At 61.5% G+C, this 19,345-nt stretch carries 15 protein-coding genes; 9 read left to right on the top strand and 6 right to left on the bottom strand.

Annotated elements, in window-relative coordinates:
- Positions 1-140: 140 nt before the first annotated feature.
- Positions 141-1,757: a sensor domain-containing diguanylate cyclase gene (locus PHLH3_RS13020; RefSeq protein ID WP_244863030.1), complete on the top strand. Its 1,617-nt coding sequence runs from the start codon at positions 141-143 to the stop codon at positions 1,755-1,757.
- 82 nt (positions 1,758-1,839) lie between these two features.
- Here the strand turns inward: PHLH3_RS13020 and PHLH3_RS13015 are convergent, their stop codons facing one another.
- The 3 genes from PHLH3_RS13015 to PHLH3_RS13005 are packed head-to-tail and all read right to left on the bottom strand — an operon-like array spanning position 1,840 to position 3,568.
- Positions 1,840-2,502: a DUF799 domain-containing protein gene (locus PHLH3_RS13015; RefSeq protein ID WP_213629720.1), complete on the bottom strand. Its 663-nt coding sequence runs from the start codon at positions 2,500-2,502 to the stop codon at positions 1,840-1,842.
- A complete protein-coding gene (locus PHLH3_RS13010; RefSeq protein WP_213630537.1) occupies positions 2,499-2,852 on the bottom strand; it encodes a DUF4810 domain-containing protein in 354 nt (117 codons plus the stop codon). The genes PHLH3_RS13015 and PHLH3_RS13010 overlap by 4 nt, the downstream gene beginning before the upstream one ends.
- 32 nt (positions 2,853-2,884) lie before the next feature.
- Positions 2,885-3,568: a CsgG/HfaB family protein gene (locus PHLH3_RS13005; RefSeq protein WP_213629718.1), complete on the bottom strand. Its 684-nt coding sequence runs from the start codon at positions 3,566-3,568 to the stop codon at positions 2,885-2,887.
- 595 nt (positions 3,569-4,163) lie between these two features.
- On the opposite strand from PHLH3_RS13005, the gene PHLH3_RS13000 reads away from it, so the two are divergent.
- On the top strand, positions 4,164-4,997 hold the full coding sequence (locus tag PHLH3_RS13000; protein ID WP_213629716.1) for a hypothetical protein: 834 nt from the start codon (positions 4,164-4,166) through the stop codon (positions 4,995-4,997).
- 76 nt (positions 4,998-5,073) lie between these two features.
- Here PHLH3_RS13000 and PHLH3_RS12995 read toward each other — a convergent pair whose 3' ends face one another.
- The 3 genes from PHLH3_RS12995 to PHLH3_RS12985 all read right to left on the bottom strand — a co-directional run bounded on the left by PHLH3_RS12995 (position 5,074) and on the right by PHLH3_RS12985 (position 7,669).
- On the bottom strand, positions 5,074-5,511 hold the full coding sequence (locus PHLH3_RS12995) for a GNAT family N-acetyltransferase (protein ID WP_213629714.1): 438 nt from the start codon (positions 5,509-5,511) through the stop codon (positions 5,074-5,076).
- 281 nt (positions 5,512-5,792) lie between these two features.
- Positions 5,793-6,320, bottom strand: coding sequence for a response regulator (locus PHLH3_RS12990; protein WP_213629712.1), 528 nt, complete (start codon positions 6,318-6,320; stop codon positions 5,793-5,795).
- A 17-nt stretch (positions 6,321-6,337) separates the two neighbouring features.
- The gene (locus tag PHLH3_RS12985) at positions 6,338-7,669 is read right to left on the bottom strand and encodes an HD domain-containing phosphohydrolase (protein ID WP_213629710.1); all 1,332 of its coding nucleotides are present in this window, start codon (positions 7,667-7,669) and stop codon (positions 6,338-6,340) included.
- 365 nt (positions 7,670-8,034) lie between these two features.
- Between PHLH3_RS12985 and PHLH3_RS12980 the strand changes: the two genes are divergently transcribed.
- The 7 genes from PHLH3_RS12980 (at position 8,035) to PHLH3_RS12950 (ending at position 18,738) form a co-directional block, all read left to right on the top strand.
- Positions 8,035-9,897 (top strand): EAL domain-containing protein, encoded by a 1,863-nt coding sequence (locus tag PHLH3_RS12980; protein ID WP_213629708.1) that lies wholly within the window; start codon positions 8,035-8,037, stop codon positions 9,895-9,897.
- On the top strand, positions 9,894-10,859 hold the full coding sequence (locus PHLH3_RS12975; protein WP_213629706.1) for a cytochrome c peroxidase: 966 nt from the start codon (positions 9,894-9,896) through the stop codon (positions 10,857-10,859). The genes PHLH3_RS12980 and PHLH3_RS12975 overlap by 4 nt, the downstream gene beginning before the upstream one ends.
- Positions 10,856-12,673: a DAHL domain-containing protein gene (locus PHLH3_RS12970; RefSeq protein ID WP_213629704.1), complete on the top strand. Its 1,818-nt coding sequence runs from the start codon at positions 10,856-10,858 to the stop codon at positions 12,671-12,673. The genes PHLH3_RS12975 and PHLH3_RS12970 overlap by 4 nt, the downstream gene beginning before the upstream one ends.
- Entirely contained in the window at positions 12,657-14,063 is a 1,407-nt protein-coding gene (locus PHLH3_RS12965; protein WP_213629702.1) for an ATP-binding protein, read from the top strand. Before PHLH3_RS12970 ends, PHLH3_RS12965 begins: the two co-directional genes overlap by 17 nt.
- A gap of 123 nt (positions 14,064-14,186) precedes the next feature.
- On the top strand, positions 14,187-14,885 hold the full coding sequence (locus PHLH3_RS12960; RefSeq protein WP_213629700.1) for a dual specificity protein phosphatase family protein: 699 nt from the start codon (positions 14,187-14,189) through the stop codon (positions 14,883-14,885).
- A 413-nt stretch (positions 14,886-15,298) separates the two neighbouring features.
- Entirely contained in the window at positions 15,299-16,468 is a 1,170-nt protein-coding gene (locus PHLH3_RS12955; protein ID WP_213625044.1) for an integrase core domain-containing protein, read from the top strand.
- A 782-nt stretch (positions 16,469-17,250) separates the two neighbouring features.
- Positions 17,251-18,738, top strand: a complete 1,488-nt coding sequence (locus tag PHLH3_RS12950; protein ID WP_213629698.1) for a DUF6531 domain-containing protein — start codon at positions 17,251-17,253, stop codon at positions 18,736-18,738.
- Positions 18,739-19,345 lie beyond the last annotated feature (607 nt).

Below are 19,345 nucleotides of genomic sequence, written 5' to 3'. Positions count from 1 at the left end.
GAAGTCACACCCTGTTACATTCATTGCAAGGTCGATGACACAGTGCCGCGCGGCAGGATCGCACTGCCGCCAGCGGACCAGGGACGGAACGATGAGCCTCCACTTCATCCAGGGCAGATAGCCGTTCTCGAGGTACCGATGTGAGCACCACGGCCAACCGATTCTCTTCCCTGCTGCATCTCGTGCGCCTGCATTTCGGCATCGGTGCCGTCGTGCTCATCGAGCCCGATGGCCCGCTCGCCTGCGACGGCATCGACCAGCAAAGGGCCGCGCGGGTGCTGGTCTCCGGCACCCCGCAACCGCTAGCCCGCTGCCCCATCGCCGATGGCGGCGGCGAACTGCTGCTGTTCGACGACCAGCCCCGCGAGGTGGACCCAGTCGCACTGGCCGAATTCGCCAACCTGGCGAGCGAATTGTTCACCCGGCACCGCGAAGTGCTGGGCATGCGCGAATGGCTGCGGGTGCTACGGGAAAAGGAACAGCGCCTGGCCCTAGCCGTCGCCGGCAGCGGCACCGGCATCTGGGACCGCGACGTGGTCAATGGGCTGATCCACTACTCGCCCGGCTGGAAATCACTGCTGGGCTATGCCGACGACGAGATCGGCACGCGCATCGAGGACAGCTACACCCGCGTCCACCCCGATGACCTCGACTACGTGAAGCGCAGCATCCTCGAGCATTTCGAGCAACGCACCCCCGACTACCAGGTGGAGCACCGCCTGCGCCACAAGGACGGCCATTACATCTGGGTGATCAGCCGCGGCAAGGTGGTGGAGCGCGACGACCAGGACCGCCCCCTGCGGATGCTCGGTACCACCACCGACATCACCCGGACCCGGCACATGGCCGAGCGCCTGCAGCAGAACCTCGACCTGCTGACGGACCTGACCAACGAGATCCCCGGCATGGTCTTCCAGTACCTGCGCCTCGCCGACGGCAGCGGCAGCTACCGCTATGTCAGCGCCGGCAGCCAGGACGTCTATGGCCTTTCCCCCGAACAGCTGAAGCTGCCGACGGGGCGCGAGCGCATCCTGGCGCTGATCCACCCGGACGACCTGGCCGCCTACCAGGACTCCCTGGAGACCTCGGCAGTGGCCCTCACCCCCTGGCACATGGAGTACCGGGTGCTGGTGCCCGGCCGCGACACCGGCTGGCGCCAGGGCAATGCACACCCCAAACGCCTGGCTGACGGCAGCGTGCTCTGGCACGGCTTCGTCACCGACATCACCGAACACAAACGCATCGAGGCGGAGTTGCAGGCACTGGCCACCACCGACTTCCTCACCCAGCTGCCCAACCGCCGTCACTTCATGTCGCGCATCGAGGAAGAACTGGCCCGGCTGCGCCGCCCCACCGGCCATGGCGCCGCCCTGCTGATGCTCGACCTGGACCACTTCAAGGTGATCAACGACCGCTGGGGCCATGCAGTGGGCGATGAGGCACTGCGCCATTTCGCGACCCTGCTGGTGCAGCAGATGCGGCGGGTGGATTTCGCCGGGCGCATGGGCGGCGAGGAGTTCGCCGTGGTGCTCAACGATGCCAGCCACGACAGCGCCCTGGTGTTCGCCCAGCGCCTGCAGCAGCAGCTGGCGGAGACCCCGTTGCGCCACCAGGGCGAGGTGATCCCCCTGACGGTGAGCATCGGCATCACCCGCATCAGCGCCGACGACGCCACGGCCGAAGCCGCGCTGTCGCGCAGCGACCTGGCGCTCTACCGCGCCAAGGCCAACGGCCGCAATCGCATCGAGAGCCATTGAGCGCAAACGCCGCCATGGCGATGCGGGAGCCAAGCTGAAAGAAGAAGGAGCCGGCGCACCGGCCGGTGCGCCGGCGATCCGATCAGTCGGTGCCGTACTTCGGCGAGCGCGGACCGTAGAGCAGGCCACCGTTGCGGCCGGTCGAGAGCAGGCGCGCACTGGTCATCCCGGCGATGGGATAAGACGCGTCCTCCATGGAGCTGTTGATGATCTGCTTCACCGCAGCGGTCACCAGCATGCCGACCAGGCCACCGCTGTTGCCGTTGTTGCCCTCCTCGCTGGAGGCGGTCGCCGAGCCGGTCCACAGGGTGGTGCCGCTCTTCAGGTCGACCAGGCGGGCGCTGGCGGTGACGATCGAGGCACTGCTGATCAGCATGTACTGGGTGCCGTACTCGCTCACGGTGACGTAGAGCGCGGCGTCGGCACCGAACACCTCGCGCAGCCTGGCCGGCGGCAGCTGGTGGATGTCACCGGCGGCGGTCAGGCCGTTCTGGCGGAAGGTCTCGTCCACCAGGGCCACCGGCAGCACGTAGTAGCCGGCCTCGGCCAGGGGATAGGTGACCTGGGACAGCATGCTGTAGGTCGCCTTCACGTCGGGCGACTCGTTGAGCGGCGGCAGCACCAGGATCGAACGCGGGCGCGCCTCCTTGAAGGCCGAGTAATCCACGCTCTTGGTCGGCGCGCAGCCGCTGATCAGCGCGCCGAGCACGGCGCAGGCCAACAACCGGGAAAACAGGCGGGTCATTGTGCGCCTCCCTTGGCGTTCTTCATCAGGAAGTCCATGTACGAGGCGGACTCGGGGAACAGCGCCTTCTCGGTCTGGAACGCCTGGATCATCCGGTCATCCTTGCCGAGGGTCGAGTACAGCAGGCCGAGCTGGGCGTGGTAGCCCGGCGGCACCGCGCCATTCTTCGCCTTGATCTTCTGCAGGTCGGCTTCCAGCGCCTCGACCTGCGCCTCCCGGGCCTCGCCCTTGAAGTACTGGTTGACCTGGGTCTGGTAGCCCTCCCACTGGTACAGCGTCTTCGGCCCGCTGCAGCCGGCCAGCATCAGGCTGCCCAGCAATGCCGCCGAGCAGGCGATGGTCTTGCGCATTTCCATTGTCATTCCCTAGAGCATCCGTGATTTCAGTTCTGCGGCTTCCAGGCACCGCTGTCGACCGCATTGACCAGCTTGTTCACCGCCTCGCGCATGGCCAGGTCCAGCACCTTGCCGTTGAGGGTGGAGTCGTAGCTGGCGGTGCCGCCGAAGCCGATCACTTCGCGGTTGGACAGCGCGTACTCGCCCGCGCCCTGGGTCGAATAGACAACCTCGGAGGTGGAGATGTTGACGATGTTCAGCGCTACCTTGGCGTAGGCGATCTGGGTCTTGCCGCGACCGAGGATGCCGAACAGCTGGTGGTCGCCCACTTCCTTGCGACCGAACTCGGTGACGTCGCCGGTGACCACGAAATCGGCCCCCTTGAGGCGCTGGGCCTGGCCCTTGATCGCCGCCTCCTGCTGGATCTCGCTCATGTTGTCGCGGTCCAGCACGCTGAAGCGGTTGGTCTGCTGCAGGTGGGTGATGAGGATGGTCTTGGCCTGGCCGCCGAGGCGGTCGACGCCGTCGGAGAAGATGCCGCGCATGTAGCTGGAGCGGTTGTCGAACTTGCCGACGGCAATGGGCGAGCGCGGGCCGCTATACGGGCGGTTGACGCTTTCGACCTGCTGCACCGCGACGGCGGTGGAGGTTTCGGTGGCGCAGCCCGACAGGCCGGCCAGTGCCACGGCTGCCAGTAGCGGCAGCAGAGCGGTTCTCGAGACGATGCTCATGGGGTTCTCCTTGAACGAACGGAAGGTGCCGGCGACGTCAGCCCGGCGGGCAGCGGCGCGTTGGCGGATTGGATCGACAGGGCGATGAGACTGAAGACGGACAGCAGGGCGAAATCCCCACAGGCACGCCCAGGGAAATCTGCCGAACGTGACTGTGTCGACGAAATGCCGGACGGCATCGGGCGACGGGCCCCAGGTGCAACGCGAGATCGGTACGGGGCGCAGCGAATGGGCCGGAAAAAAACCGGCCATGCGAGGGGTGAAGACGACATCCAATGTCCTGCAACTACGGCTCCATGGATCTTGCTCCCGGATGGCGCGCCGACGCCGCATGCGGACAGGCGTCCCGCCAGGGAACAGACAGGCGCGCGAGAGTACTGGCCTTTCGCCGCGAAGCCGATGCCGGCCCGACCAGCGGGCGTATCGGCAGGACCTGCTGACAATGCCGTCGCACGCCGCGCAATGAGGCCGTCGTCACCCTTTCAATCTGCGAGGGGCCTGGAGCCGTGACGAACCCTGAGGCAATTTGCCGCGAGGCTGGTAGAGCCGCGCCTGCATAGATTTAATCCAGACGATTCGTTCTGGAGCCCTGCATATGGATAGCGACGGCGACACCCTCACCCGAGACCACCAGCGGATTCACCAGGAGGCGACGCTCCTGGCCGGCGCCATCACCGACCTGGGGCAGCGCGCCTCGGTCTATCACCATCTCTATGAATGCTCCGGCGGACGCAACGTCTTCCCGCTGATCGCCGCACACGGCGCATTGTGGGGTGCCGGCTACTTCGCCCTCGGCATGCGGGTCGGCGCCCTGCTCTCCGCCCAGTTCCTCTTCTCCCCCGCCCTGCGCCAGGACAAGCTGCGCCAGCTGCACGCCTTCGCCGACGCCTTCCGCGAGATCAACCGGCAGGTCTGTGTCGAGGCCTACACGGCCTACCACTTCAGCCGTTTGCATGGCCAGGCGCCGGGGGCCACACGCTTCCTGCAGCCCCGCCTGCTGGCCGCCCTGGACGCCTGCCACCACGCCCAGGCACTGGGCGAGCCCTTGTCGCAACCGGAGCGGCGCGAACTGTTCGAGGCGTTCTTCCTGTGGGAGCAGGCCGCCATCGTCGGGCCGGCCGTGGAACGGGCCCTGGCGGCATTGGACTGGCCGCTGATCCGCCGGGTGGCGCTACGCCCGCGCATCGAATTCGCCTACTTCCCCAGCAGCCGCGACATGAAGTTCGCCGACTTCGCCAGCACCACCGAGCGCATCGAAAAGGGCATGCGCGCCTATGAGCTGGCCGAGCGGGCCGGGCTGGACCGGGTGGAGCATGCGCTGCGGCACTACGGGGTGCTGCCGGCAGCCTTCTTCCGCGATTCGCTCGCCCATTTCCGCGACCTGCGCCAGCGCCTCGACCTGCCCGCACAATTCACGGCCACCGGTTGAGCCTGACGGCGGCACCACCGGGACAGCGGCATCGCGGAACCCGATCCGCCAGCGATGCCGCGCCGGGCCGGGAGGTTCAGGCGGGGTAGAGATGGACGATGCGCTTGCCGTTATGCAGGTCGTGGACCTTGTAGCCCTGCAGCACGGCCTCCCAGAACGCTGCTGCGGCCTCGCTCTCGACCTCCAGCACCAGCTCATCCTTGCCCCGCTTCTTGAGCAACTCGATGAGCTGGGCGACCGCGCGCCTGCCCACGCCCTTGCCGCGCGCGGGTACGGCAACGAACAGCCGGAAGATCTCGAAGAAGCCCGAGTTGCCGGCTGAGGCGCCTCGGATCACGGCGAAGCCGACATAGTCGCCCTCGAGGGCCAGCAGGTAGCACTCCTCGTCCAGCGCCGCGGACATCTCCCCGCTCATGACCTGCCTGAAACTGCCGTAACCATCCAGCTCGAGCAGCTTCTCCGCAGCCTGGATACCCGGAGCGCCCGCCAGGTGAATGGAAACCCGATCTGACATGAAGAACTCCTTTTCGTGGTTGGATTCGGGCGCATCCTAGCGACTCGAAACCCGCCGCCATTGATCCGGCGCATGGATCGCCACACTCTCCGGGGCGCACGTGCTCGGGTTCGTGACGCTGTTGGCAAGACGGCGAAACCGGGCCAAGGCCCGCTGCGAGGCGATGGCAGCAGGCAGGAAGTCCGGCAGGGGCGGGGATGATCCATGGCCAGGCCCCCGGGCGTGGTTCCACGGGACCGACGAGGAGTGATGGGAGGACGGGTGGGCCGTAGCGTCGGAGCTCACTCCTCCCCGTCCAGCACGATGCGGCCCTGTTCATCTCGCTGCACTTCGTACAGCTCACCGTGGCGGGTCTTGAGCACCTTGATCTGCATGCGCTCGGCTTCGCCGCGGTGCTTGTGGATCTGCAGGAGGTCGAGTTCCCTGCGGTCATGCTCGCGCGTCCGGTACAGGGTCAACGCCCCCCGCACGGTGGCGAGCAGCTCTTCGTTTTCCCAGGGCTTGGGGATGAACCGATAGATTTCAGCCTGGTTGATCGCCTGCATCAGCGCCTGGTGATCGGCCATGCCGCTCAGGAGGATACGGATGCTGGCGGGCTGGCATTGCTTGGCGAACTGCAGGTAGGTGACGCCATCGATGTCGGGCATATGGTGGTCGCAGACGATCACCTCATAGGGTTTTTCCGCCAGGGCGTGCAACGCCAGGACCGGATCGTCGAAGGGTTCCAGCTCCCAGCCGGCATCGCGCATCGCTCGCTGGAGCGTGCGGAGGATCAACGGGTCATCGTCGACCAATTGGATACGTGCCATGGGTACCTCCAGTGAAATCAGGCAGTTTCTGCAACGCGTACGAATACGGTGTAACGCGCGCCTTCCATCGCCTCGAAGGCGATCAGTTTCTCCACCAGCGCCGGGGTCAGCACCTTGCCCGCGTTGAGCAGCAACATCCCGTTGTCCGCGTTGAGGTTGCGCGCCAGCACCATGCCGCCTTCGAGGTCGCGCGTACCCAGCCCGCGCACGCGGGGATCGGCGAGCGTGATGTCCGTCAGGTATGAGGCGCAGACCTGGACGAAGGGCTCGATCATGTCGGGGTCGTACAGACGTCCCGCGTACTTGCGAATGAACATCAGGGCCTCGTCCCGGTTCATGTTGCGCTCCAGCACCAGGCCTCGTTGCAACTCCACGAAGTCCACAGCGAGCTTGAGCAATCTCGAACCCTGGGGGATGGCGCTGCCTTTGAGATGGTCCGGAAAGCCGCTGCCATCCCAGCGCTCTTGATGGTGGCGGATCAGCCGTGCCGCATCCTGCATCGGCTCGAGCGACATCAGCAGCGATTCGCTGGTTTCCGGGTAGGCCCTGAACGTGTCGCGCTCATGGTGGTGCATCAGGTCCGACGGCCTCGCCAGCATGCTGTCGCTCCAGCCGAGCTTGCCCACGTTATAGAGGGCGGCGGCCATGATCAGGTCGTGCTCCAGCGAGGGCTCCACGAGGCCCGCATTGCAGCAGGCACGGACCAGTTCGTTGAGCGCCTGGTTGGTTTGCTTGCCCTGGGGAAGCCTTTGGTTGACCAGAAGGGAGAAGACCTCGGTGCTGACCACGTAGCTGCGCTTGAGCTCCGCGTAGGCCAGGTCGAGCATGTCGGCCGTCTGCTGGAGCTCTGCGGTACGCGACTCGACGCGTTTCTCCAGCGTCGCGTTGAGCTGTTCGAGGGCGGCCTTCTGCTGCAGGGTCACCTTCTCGAGCCGCTGGCGCTCACGCTCGGAGTGCAGGTGGGCCAGCGACTGTTCGAGGGTGGACAGGAGCTCCGCGTCATCCCAGGGCTTGCTCAGGTAGCGATGGATGCGCCCTTCGTTTATCGCCTTGATCAGGGTCGGCATGTCCGTGTAGCCCGTGAGCAGGATGCGGATGGTCTGCGGATGACGTCGATAGATTTCCGCCAGCAGCGTCGCACCGTCCATCGATGGCATGCGGGCATCGGACACGACCAGATCGACGGGGTGGCTGGCGAGCAGTTCGAGAGCCTGCTCGCCACTCTCCGCCAGGAGGAGATCGTAAGGCTGGCTGCGCAGAAGCCTTTTCAGGCTGTTGAGGATGAAGACCTCATCGTCAACCAGAAGCACAGTGAAACGGGTCGCATCCGTGGGTGTGTTGTCTTCCATGCCATCCGCTCTTGCCATGGCTCGCATCGGAGCCGGGTCGAAGATGTTTTTCAGCGTAGTCGCTTTCACTGCCCGTAAAGCGGCGAGCCATGGGCAATTGCAGGATGGAGATCGACAGGAACGGAACACTTGGACATGACTTGTACGCACCCATGAGCGTGTAGCGGAAGCATCCAGGTTTTCCCGCCATCGACCCTGGCGCTTGCGAACTGCACCGTGCCACCGCCCGGCGAGTGAACTTGAACAATGGCCAAGCCCGTACTTTAAGAAGTAAGGGACGGGCCAATTGCAGGGATGTGGCAACCGATGCGCGTATTGTTTCCAGCCAGTGGGGCGGCGCGGCGACATCGACCGCGTGCGCTGCCATGAGCCACTACATTCCTGCGGGAAATCGGCGCGTCCTGATCATCGACGACACCCCTTCGATGCACGAGGACTACCGCAAGATCCTCAGCCCCGAGGCGACACAGGGCCTCTCCTCGATGGAGTCCCTGCTCTTCGGAGTAGCGGAACCCAGGCCCTCCATCCGCTACGAACTGGATCATGCCTACCAGGGCCTGGACGGCCACGCCCTGGCGGAACAGGCGCTGGCCGAATACCGCCCCTACGCGATGGCCTTCGTCGACATGCGCATGCCCCCGGGCTGGAACGGCCTGGAAACCATCGAAAGGCTCTGGCGGCTCGATCCTGATCTGCAGATCGCGTTGTGCACGGCGTTCTCCGACCTGGTCTGGGACGAACTGAGCGAACGCCTGAACCTCAATGACCGGCTGCTGGTGCTGAAGAAGCCGTTCGATGCCATCGAAATCCGCCAGATTGCAAACACCCTGACGGCCAAGTGGCAGGCCATGCAAGAGAACAAGATCAGGGTCAAGGCCATGGAGATCACGATCGAACACCGTGCATCGGAGTTGCTGAGACTCGCGCACCATCTGCAATACGACGCACTGACCGGGCTACCCAACCTGAACCTTCTGCGGGACCGGCTGGTGCGGTGCATCCGCACATCGCCGACGTCCGGATTCTCTCTCCTGTACATCGGCCTCGACCGTCTCAAACATATAAACAACGCCTGGGGTTATCCATTCGGGGATGCCGTGCTGCAGGCGAGCGGCACCGCCATCCAGCGCGCCCTGAAGGACGAGGACGTGCTCTACAGGCCAGGCTCGGACCAATTCGTGGTGGTGGGCGACTTCGCCGACAGAGGGGGCGACACCGCATTTTCCGCCCAGCTCCTGGCCGCCATCGCCACACCGCGCCTCATTGAAGGTGAAGTGCTGGCCGTGACGGCGAGCGTCGGGGTGAGCCGCTACCCCGGCCACGGCGACGACCCGCGCATGTTGATCAAGCGGGCCGAGACCGCCATGCACGAGGCCAAGGGCCAGGGGCGCAACACGGCACGGCTCTACGATCCGATGCTCAAGCAGCGCGCCCGGGACCAACAGTCGCTGGAAGTGGCGCTCCGACGCGCATTGGAAAACGAAGAGTTCGTGCTCCATTACCAGCCCAAGATCGACCTGCGCACCGACCGCGTCATCGGCTGCGAAGCCCTGATACGGTGGTTCCAGCCCAACGGCGAGGCCATTCCGCCAACCTGCTTCATCCCGATAGCGGAAGAGTCCGGCCTCATCGTGCCCTTGAGCCGATGGGTGCTGAAGGAGGCGAGCCGGCAGACGCACCTGTGGAACCTTCATGGGCTCGGCCCGCTCTGTACCGCGATCAATCTTTCCCCCGTGGACTTCCGCCAGGACGACTTCCTCCCGGCACTGAAGCAAGCGCTGGAGAGTTCGGGCGTCGATCCCGGCTGCATTGAGCTGGAGATAACCGAGCGCCTGCTGGTGCAGGATCATGAAGACAGCGCCCTCGTGCTGCAGGGCGCCAAGTCGCTCGGGGTACGGCTGGCGATCGACGATTTCGGCACCGGCTATTCCAATCTCGGCTACCTGAAGCTGTTCCCGGTCGATACCTTGAAGATCGACCAGTCGTTCATCCGCGACATAGGCGTGCATGAGAAGGACGCGGCCCTCGTCGCCGCGATCATCGCCATGTCCGACAGCCTCGGGCTCACCGTCACGGCCGAGGGGGTCGAGACCGCCGAGCAGTTGGAGTTTCTGACGAGCCGGCATTGCGATGAAGCCCAGGGCTTCTACTTTTCACGGGCCTTGCCGGCCGCCGAATTCGCCGAGTTCGCCAGACGTCGCAACGGCCACGCCGGAGTGGAACGATGAACGCCGACATCAAGCGGCGCATCCTGCACCTTGCACTGGCGGTGTTGCCGCTGGCCTCCCCTTGCGTCGCCGCACCGCTCAATGAACCGATCAAGCCCTTGCCGCGCTGGCATACCGAAGACGCGGGCCGAGCCGAGCTGGGCCGCCGGCTGTTCAACGACACGCGCCTCTCCGCCAACGGTGCCGTGGCCTGCTCCAGCTGCCACCAGCTGGACCGGGGCGGGGCCGATGGCAAGAGCCTGTCCGTCGGCCTCATCGGTGACCTGACGCTGGTGAACACACCCACCGTGTTCAATGCCAGCCTCAACTTCCGCCAATTCTGGAATGGCCGCGCCGCGAGCCTGGAGGCGCAGATCGACGATGTCATCCGCAACCCCAGGGAAATGGGGGCCGAATGGCCTGCATTGCTCGCGCGCCTGGCGGCGGACGAGACCTACAGGGATGCCTTCGAGTCTAGCTACGCGGATGGGGTGACCCAGGCGAACGTCCAGAACGCCATCGCGACCTACGAGCGGACGCTGCTCACACCGAAGGCTCGATTCGACCTGTTCCTGGAGGGCGACTCCACGGCCATCAGCGATGAGGAGAAGGCGGGGTATGCGCGCTTCAAGCAGAGCGGATGCATCTCCTGCCACCAGGGCATGAACGTGGGCGGCAACATGTTCCAGAAATTCGGGGTCATGGGGGACTATTTCAAGGACAAGGGGAGCAGCTCTGAAGCCGACCTCGGGCGCTTTTTGGTCACCGGCCGGGACGAGGACCGTCATGTGTTCAAGGTGCCGGGCCTGCGCAACGTCGAGCTCACCGCGCCCTACTTCCACGACGCCTCGGCGCAGACCCTGGAGGACGCCGTGGACGTGATGTTCAAATACCAGCTGGGCCGCAAGGCGGACCCGGAGGACAGGCGGCTGATCATCCTCTTCCTGAAAACACTGACGGGCGAAATGCAAGGTGCGCAGTGAGCGATATCCGCAGGGGTAACCTCTGGATCGTGCTGGTGGGCGCCGCTCTCGCGCTCGCCGGCACGCTCCTGTTCCTGTTCCTCCGGGCGGATGCCTACGAGCCAGCCCGCTACTTCGGGTCGCTGGCGATACTCCGCCAGATCAAGCAGAGCGACGCCCAATGGGAAGTCCAGGTGCTGCGCTCGCGTATCGGCATCAACCTCGACTACGACCTGCTGGTCGACCCGCTCAGCGAAATGGAGAGCAACTGGCAGCGCCTCGAACAACGCCTCGCGGAGGCGCCCCTGCACAACCCGGAGCGCTGGGAACGGAACACGGAACTGTACAGGACGGCGCTGGAGGAGAAGTCCGGCCTGATCGAGGCGTTCAAGTCGCATAACGCCATCCTGCGCAATTCACTGAATTTTCTACCCACCGCCGAAGATGACGTGCAGAACCTGATCAGTGACCAGCGCAGCAGCATGGTGCTCGACACGACGTCCGGCTACGTGTTCGACGCACTCCTGAGCACGATGGAGTATTCGCAGGTCACCACGGACGACAAGGCCGAGGAGATACAGCTCGGACTGCAGAAGATCGAGGAACAGAAGGCCGGGCTGAGCCCTGACATCGGCAGCGCCATCGACCTGTTCTCGGCTCATGTCCGGACCGTTCTCAGCGAGCAGAAGCACGTCAACGCCCTGCTCAACCAGATCGCCGCCGTGCCGGTGGCCACGCGTCTGGACGCGCTGATCGAAGTATTGAGCGGGGAGCAGTTGGCGGCCGCCGCCCAGGACCAGGTCTCCCACCGGTACCTGCTGGTGTTCGCGGCCATCCTGGCGGCGCTGCTGCTATTCCTGGGCTACTGGCTCCTGCGCAGCTATGCGGAGATCAACCGCATGAACAAGGCGTTGCAAGCCGCCAATGACGAGCTCGAACGGCGAGTACAGGTACGGACCCACGAACTGCAACGGGCCCAGAGCGAGCTGGTTGCCGCTGCCCGGCATGCGGGCATGGCCGAGATCGCGACCAACGTGCTGCACAACGTCGGCAATGTGCTGAACAGCGTGAATATCTCCGCCGACCTGGTGGCCCGCCGGGTGCGCAATTCCAAAGCGCTCGGCCTGGCCAGGGCGGTGGAGATGATGACGGCGCACCAGGACGACCTCGGCGCCTTCATCAGTCACGACGAGAAGGGAAAGCTGCTGCCCGGCTACATCGCCCAGGTATCGGAGGCGCTCTCGTCGGAGCGGGAGAGCATCGTCAATGAGCTCGAGCAGATGACACGGAGCGTCAATCACATCAAGGAAATCGTCTCGACGCAGCAGTCCTACGCAGGCCCCTCCAGCATCGTCGAACCCATCAGCATCAATGAGCTGATGGAAGATGCGCTGCGCATGCAATCCGACGCGCTGGTTCGACACCACGTCGAGATCGTGAAGGAATATGACGACCTGCCGGAGGTCGTCCTGGACAAGCACCGCACCCTGCTCATCCTGGTGAACCTGATCAGTAACGCCAAGCAGGCCATGAGTACGCAGGAGGATCGGCCGCGACGCCTGACCCTGTCCGTGCAACTGGGAGCCTCCAGCCTGACCATCCGCGTCAGGGACAACGGCGAGGGGATCGAGCAGGCCAACCTGACGCGCATCTTCGCCCATGGCTTCACCACCCGGAAAGACGGCCACGGTTTCGGGCTTCACAGTTGCGCGCTCGCCGCCATCGAGATGGACGGCTCGTTGCGGGTCGAGAGTGACGGCCCGGGGGCGGGGGCCTGCTTCACCCTGGAAATCCCTATGAAGAAGAGAGGGCTGGCGCATGGACAACCCGGGTAACCGCCGCATTCTGCTGATCGACGACACGCCGTCCATCCACGACGACTTTCGCAAGATCCTCGCGCCGGAGCCCAGCGATACCCAGGCGCTGGACGCATTCGAAGCGCAGCTGTTCGGCACGGGCCCGACCACGGAGGCGAGAGAATTCGAGATCGATTCGGCCTATCGCGGCCAGGATGGCCTGAAGCTGCTGGAGAAGGCACTGGCCGAGGGCAGGCCTTATGCGATGGCCTTTGTCGACATGCGCATGCCGCAGGGGTGGGATGGGGTGGAAACCATCGAACACCTCTGGCAGGCGGACCCGCGACTGCAAGTCGTCGTCTGCACCGCATATGCCGACTATTCATGGGAAGAGCTGCTCGCCAGGCTCCGGGTGGCTGACAGGCTGCTGATCCTGAAGAAGCCCTTCGACAATATCGAAGTCAGCCAGCTCGCCTGTTCGCTCACCGCCAAGTGGGACATGACCCAGCGCCTGCAGCAGCAGATGGAAAGCCTCGAACACCAGGTGCGGGTCCGGACCGAGGACCTGACACGTACCAACAGCGTCCTGCAGCAGGAGATAGCCGAGCGCAAACAGTTGGAAAGCCAGTTGATACAGAACGAGAAACTGGCATCGATCGGGCAGCTCGCCGCTGGCGTGGCGCATGAGATCAACAATCCGATCGGATTCATCTCATCCAATCACAGCACGCTGGAAACCTACTTCCGCGAACTGCTTGAAGTCCTGCAGGCCTATGAATCGGCGGAGCCATCCATCGCAGACGAGGACTTGAAGGCGCGGGTGAGCGCCCTTCGCAAGCGCGTCGACCTGGACTACCTCAAGGACGACATCCCCTCGCTGCTGAATGAAACGAGGGAAGGCATCGGCCGGGTCCGCAAGATAATCCAGGACCTGAAGGACTTCTCCCGCGTCGATACCGACACGGAGTGGCAATGGGCCGATATCCATCAGGGCATAGAGTCGACGCTGAATATCGTGGCGAGCGAGGTGAAGTACCGCGCCGATATAGTGCGGAACTTCGGCGACCTGCCGGAGGTGAAATGCCTGCCCTCTCAGATCAACCAGGTCGTCATGAATCTCGTGGTCAACGCAGCGCAAGCCATGGGGGAGGCACGAGGAAGAATCGTGATCACCACCTGGGCGGGCGACGGGCGGGTGGGGATCGAGATAGCGGATGACGGCAGTGGCATTCCCAATGATGTGCTGCCCCACATCTTCGATCCATTCTTTACCACCAAGCCGGTCGGCAAGGGCACGGGCCTGGGGCTTTCGCTCTCCTATGGGATCGTGCAGAAGCATGGCGGCACCCTGTCGGTGCAAAGCCATGAAGGCGAAGGAACCCGCTTCAAGATCGAGCTACCGATCGATGCGTCACATCGCCAGGCCTGAGCGCTGCCCCTCCTCCGGATCGCTGGCGGCATACCGCTCCGGCTACTAGATTGATTCAGCGCACTGGCGGGGCAGCACCCGGCGCGCGCATACAGGGAACAGTGGCGAGAATGGAGGCAGGTCATGCCATACGAGAAGAGTGGCTGGACAATCTCGGCAGGTTACAGAGGAGGAGTCATCCAAGGCCCGGGAGGGGAAACCATCTACTTCGGAACACATCACGACCTTTCGAAGACCGCGAACAGAGTGGATCTGCGCCATATGAGCCATGGCATGGATGACACCGCAGATAAATGCATCCCCTGTTTCATAGCGGCTGCGGACATCATCCATTCGGAACTGCAAACCAGGGGCTCCGCGACGGTACATTGCGCTAACGGTAACAGCAGGACCTCCTTCGCCCTCATCGCATACCTTTGCCGTTACGCCGGGTTCACGATCGAAGATGCCGGCACCTTCCTGACAAAGGGCCAGGCAGAACGTACCGACATCACCTTTTCTCTTACGAAACAGGTCAATAACAACAGCTATTGGGGTTGGCTAAACGAAGCGAAGTGGTCCGAGATTGTTACTGATGCCTCCAGGGGGACTGACTACAGGGCGATGTACAGCGTCTCGGGCCCATCAAAAAGCGGAAACAAGGTACACCACGCCGTTCAAACGAATATCTCCCGCGAGATACCCAGCGCGCACGCGGTGGAGGATGACGAAAGCTCCAGCAGTTCTGACTCGGTGCATTACTCATATGGAATGCGCATTCGAGAGTCCGAAGTCCGCGAACTCAATAAGAATGCGGCGGTTTACATGGGATACAAGTACTAGGCCAGCCCGACTTCCGTCTGCCGCTGTGTACTTTCAGTTGCCCGACACCTGGAACCACCAATGGCAACAGGATGATCACAGCGGGCAGAAAGCGTTGCCTGGTGCAAACACCACCTGGGCGCCCGGGCGCTGGCTCTGTGCAGCCAGCGAAAGACCAGGCTTCCTGATAGACTTGCACCCCTTTTCGCATGATCCGGACCTGGGCCAAATAGGCCGCTGCTCCGTCCTTGCGCTTTCGTTTCCTGAGCGTCGCCATGCCCCCGGAAACGGCCCCAAACCGCCCTTTATCAGCTGTACGAAAATGCTTAAAGAAATAGCCTCAAGGGTATGACTCACCCACATAGGTGACAAATCGGTTCAACCACATGGGTAACAGTTTTTAACCTGGCGGGGTTCCCTCAGGAGGGTGCCCCATGCCTTGGCGAGAGCTGAAACCTATGGACGAAAAAGTACTGTTCATTGCTGATTACCTCAGGCAGGTGAGCAGCTTTACTGGGCTTTGCGAGCACTTCGGCATTAGCCGCAAGACGGGTTACAAGTGGGTCGAGCGCTACAGACAAGCCGGGATGCAAGGGCTTGCCGAGCAGAGCCGGCAACGGCACCACCAGGAGCGAATTCCCTACGTCATCCGTCAGTACATCCTCGACTTACGTCGCCGCTCGACAGTTGAGCTAGGGCCCAAGAAGATCCAAGCACTGGTCGAAAGGCGATACCCGGGCCAGAGCCCCTCCAGAACCACGATCTACATGATCCTCAAGCAAGAGGGGCTCGTTACTCCACGCCGAGTCCGCCGCCGGGTACCGAGCTATCCAAAACCGCTGAAGACGACCCATGAGCCCAATGAGCTCTGGAGCGCGGATTACAAAGGCCAGTTTCTGACCCAGGACGGTAAGTGGTGCTACCCCCTGACGGTTATGGATCACGCCAGCCGATACCTCCTTGCCTGTGAAGGAATGGCAGGGACACGACTGGAGGAGACCAAGGCAGTCTTTGAGCGGCTGTTTCGTTGTCATGGGCTGCCGCTGCGACTGCGGACCGACAACGGAACACCGTTTGCCAGTACGGGCAGAACTGGTTTGACTCAGCTGTCGATCTGGTGGTTACGTCTGGGCATCATTCCGGAGCGCATTGCCCCAGGGCGGCCTGAGCAAAATGGGCGGCATGAGCGCATGCACCGGACCTTGAAACGAGCAGTCACCCAGCCTGTGGCGGCGCACATGGCAGAGCAACAACAGCGCTTCGATGAGTTCATTCAGGACTACAACCAGCAGAGACCTCATGAGGCCCTGAAGCAGCAGACACCCAGCCAGTGCTATCAGGAGTCGCCACGTGCTTATCCAGAACAGTTGCCGGAGCTGACGTATCCGGGCCATGTCGAAGTCTATCGGGCAGATTGCAACGGCATCCTCAATCGAAGGGGATTACGTATCTACGTAGGGCACCTCCTCAAGCACGAACAGATTGGATTGGAGCAGATTGGTGAAGAACTCTGGGCTGTGCATTTCGGCCCAGTTGTAATTGGCCGTCTGGATGAGCGAGAACAGCAGGAGGGTTATCTATCCTTGAAAGTGTCACCCATGTGACTGAACTCATTTGTTACCCATGTGGTTGATCCATACACAAGCCCAGCAACCACGCGCCCTGCGCTGTCCCGCCGCTTTTCCGTTGCGCCGATGATGGATTGGACGCATTCTCGCTGAGGACCTCCATATCTCGCGGCTTTGAGCCCCCTCTGCAATAGGCATGTACCAAATATGTGCCATTGACCCGTCGTAACAGAAAGGCAGCTTCAGGCCAGAAGTCGCCTGCGCGCCACCCGCCTCCTCATGTCATCGCCAGCCCCTGGGCCGCGATGCGAAACTGGAGCAGCTCCTTCACAACACAGGTCGAAGCCTCGAATGGCTCGCATATCGATCTCTGGAGCACCGCCTCGCATGCCTATGCCTGTCATCGAATGCCTCAAACCGTATTGCCAGTATAGATTTTTGCTTTTCAAGCTGATTGACTAGGTCATCGCTGGACGCGATTTCTATCTCTTGCGACTGCCTACGACAACGGATTGCTCGATGCGCAAACCACCTCTATGCATTTTTTCTAGTAGTGCGGCTAGGTTTGTCAGGCTAATCGTTGTAGCAGCCTTGAATATGATCTCTTCGCTATCCGTATTTGCCATGATCAAGAAGAAAACCTTGAGTATCTCGCATATGCAGCCCAAGCGGTTTATGTGGAATCGATGAGATCACCGCTAGAAAAATGTAATCAAGCCGCTACGGAATTTAAGATTGAGCTGTCAACACAGAAGACTGCTGATTGACCACCTCATAACCGAGCGAGATGCCCGCCCTCATACGACAAGGAATGTACGTTGTTCAGATATAATTTCCGCCATCAAATTACTAAACCATTTCTCACTTTCCTCCTTGGCGCGCTCTGTCCAACAGCCACATCCTATGCGCAAGATTATTATTTTTGGCGCCACCCAGGCACCTTTGAGAGCTTCCCATCACCTGCAGCGTCCTGCTCCTCCAACTACCCATCCCCATTTGCTTCCTTTTCACACGTCCAATTCATTTCCGATACCTATGCAATATGTTGGTATCACGACCTGCGCGATATTGGGCGACTTCTTACTGAGCGGAAAACCTATCGTTATGGCAGTGGGTGCAAACAAGAAAAAGTCTATAACCCGACAAAAGGAACCTGCAGCAATGACCAATTCAAAGGACCTCAACCAGCCTCAAATCCCGCGGCATGCGCAATAAACAAGATCGAATTAAACATAGTTACCGGCAATAAATTTTCAACAGAAACCGACATCCCCCCGACGGCCTCAACCTTAGAGTTCTCACGATCCTTCAATAGTGACGACGGGAATTGGCAGCACAACTACTCTGCACATCTACGCTTTATACCCGACCAATACACAACGGTTATAACCAAAACAGGAAAAGAAATCCTATTTACAAAAAATAATGGTATCTGGAACTCCCCACAAGACGAACAAGTAAGCTTGGCAAAGCTGGACGACGCTTGGTCATATAGATCCCACGATGGGGAACACCTGCTCTTCAACGACTCAGGAAGACTTATTAGACAAGAGACACCAAACTCAACGATCACTATGACTTATCTAGCAGACTTGATAGAGGTCCGAGACTTATCTGGCACATCACTAACCATCAAAGAGGACTCTGCCCGGCAACCCATCGAGGTAATACAAGCTGGCACTCGGCTTACTTTTCAGTACGATAAAAGCAATCGAATAATTGGAGTCACCAGAACAGTTGGTGGAGACACCAAGAAACGAGAGTATCTATATGAAGACATTAAAAATCCTTCGCTGCTAACCGGCATCACCGACGAGCGCGGCATCCGCTACGCCACCTGGGCCTATGACGACCAGGGCCGTGCCATCTCCAGCGAGCACGCTGGCGGTGCCGAACGCACCCTGGTGAGCTACAACGCCGACGGCTCCTCCACCGTCACCAACGCCCTCGGCAAGCGCACCACCTACCGCTTCCAGACCATCCAGGGCATCCGCCGCATCATCGCCATCGAAGGCGAGCCCTCGGCCAACTGCCCCAACAGCAATTCCACCTTCACCTACGACGACCGAGGCCTGGTGAAGACCCGTACTGACAACAAGGGCAATGTCACCAGGTTCGATTACAACGAGCGTGGCCTCGAAGTGTCGCGTACCGAGGCCTATGGCACGCCTCAGGCGCGCACCGTTGTTACGGAATGGCACCCGACTCTGTTTCTGCCGGTGACCATCACAGAACCTGATCGGACTACCAGCTATAACTATGACGAGCAAGGACGAGAGCTCAGCCAGCAAATCAGTACAAACTAAATACAAGGAAGTAATCCGTGAGTGGCTGTAAAACCCAACCTGAACACAACCAAGCTGCCATCCAGAGCCCAGAGGGTTGTCATAATCGAACCTCAAAAGCATTCATTGCCCTGTTCTTATTGTCTGCTATCACTCTACCCCTCGAAGCTACAGCAGAAGAGTATTTTTTCTGGCTAAGTCAACGCTTTTATCCGCACTATTCGTCCGGCCCAGAGGCCTGTAAAGACTGGGATAAACAACATGAAGACATCGTCTCCGTTTGGCAGCCACACTATTACGATGCCTCATACTATCAACCCGGCATGCTTGCCGGCGGAGCCTGCATCATCTACAGACTAAGCGATGGGGGTGCACTAGGAGCCATTGGTGTTAATTTTATGGGGGATGAATGCGCCAATGGGCGATCTCTCAACCCATATACGGGCGCTTGCGAATCTCCACTTAACGTTCAAGATAGGAAAATCAAAGGCCTTCCTGAACAGCATGCATCTGAAAACACCCCAAAAAATTGTGCAGGCAACCCCATCGATTTCAGTTCGGGCAATAAATTTCAAGTCGAGAGCGATTATCACCTGAAAGGCTCTTCATTAGTTTTCGCACGCACTTA

Source organism: Pseudomonas sp. Pc102, from assembly GCF_018408275.1.
GTDB lineage: Bacteria > Pseudomonadota > Gammaproteobacteria > Pseudomonadales > Pseudomonadaceae > Metapseudomonas > Metapseudomonas tohonis.
The sequence above is the reverse complement of the archived record's forward strand: the minus strand, read 5'-3'. Positions and strand labels throughout refer to the sequence as shown.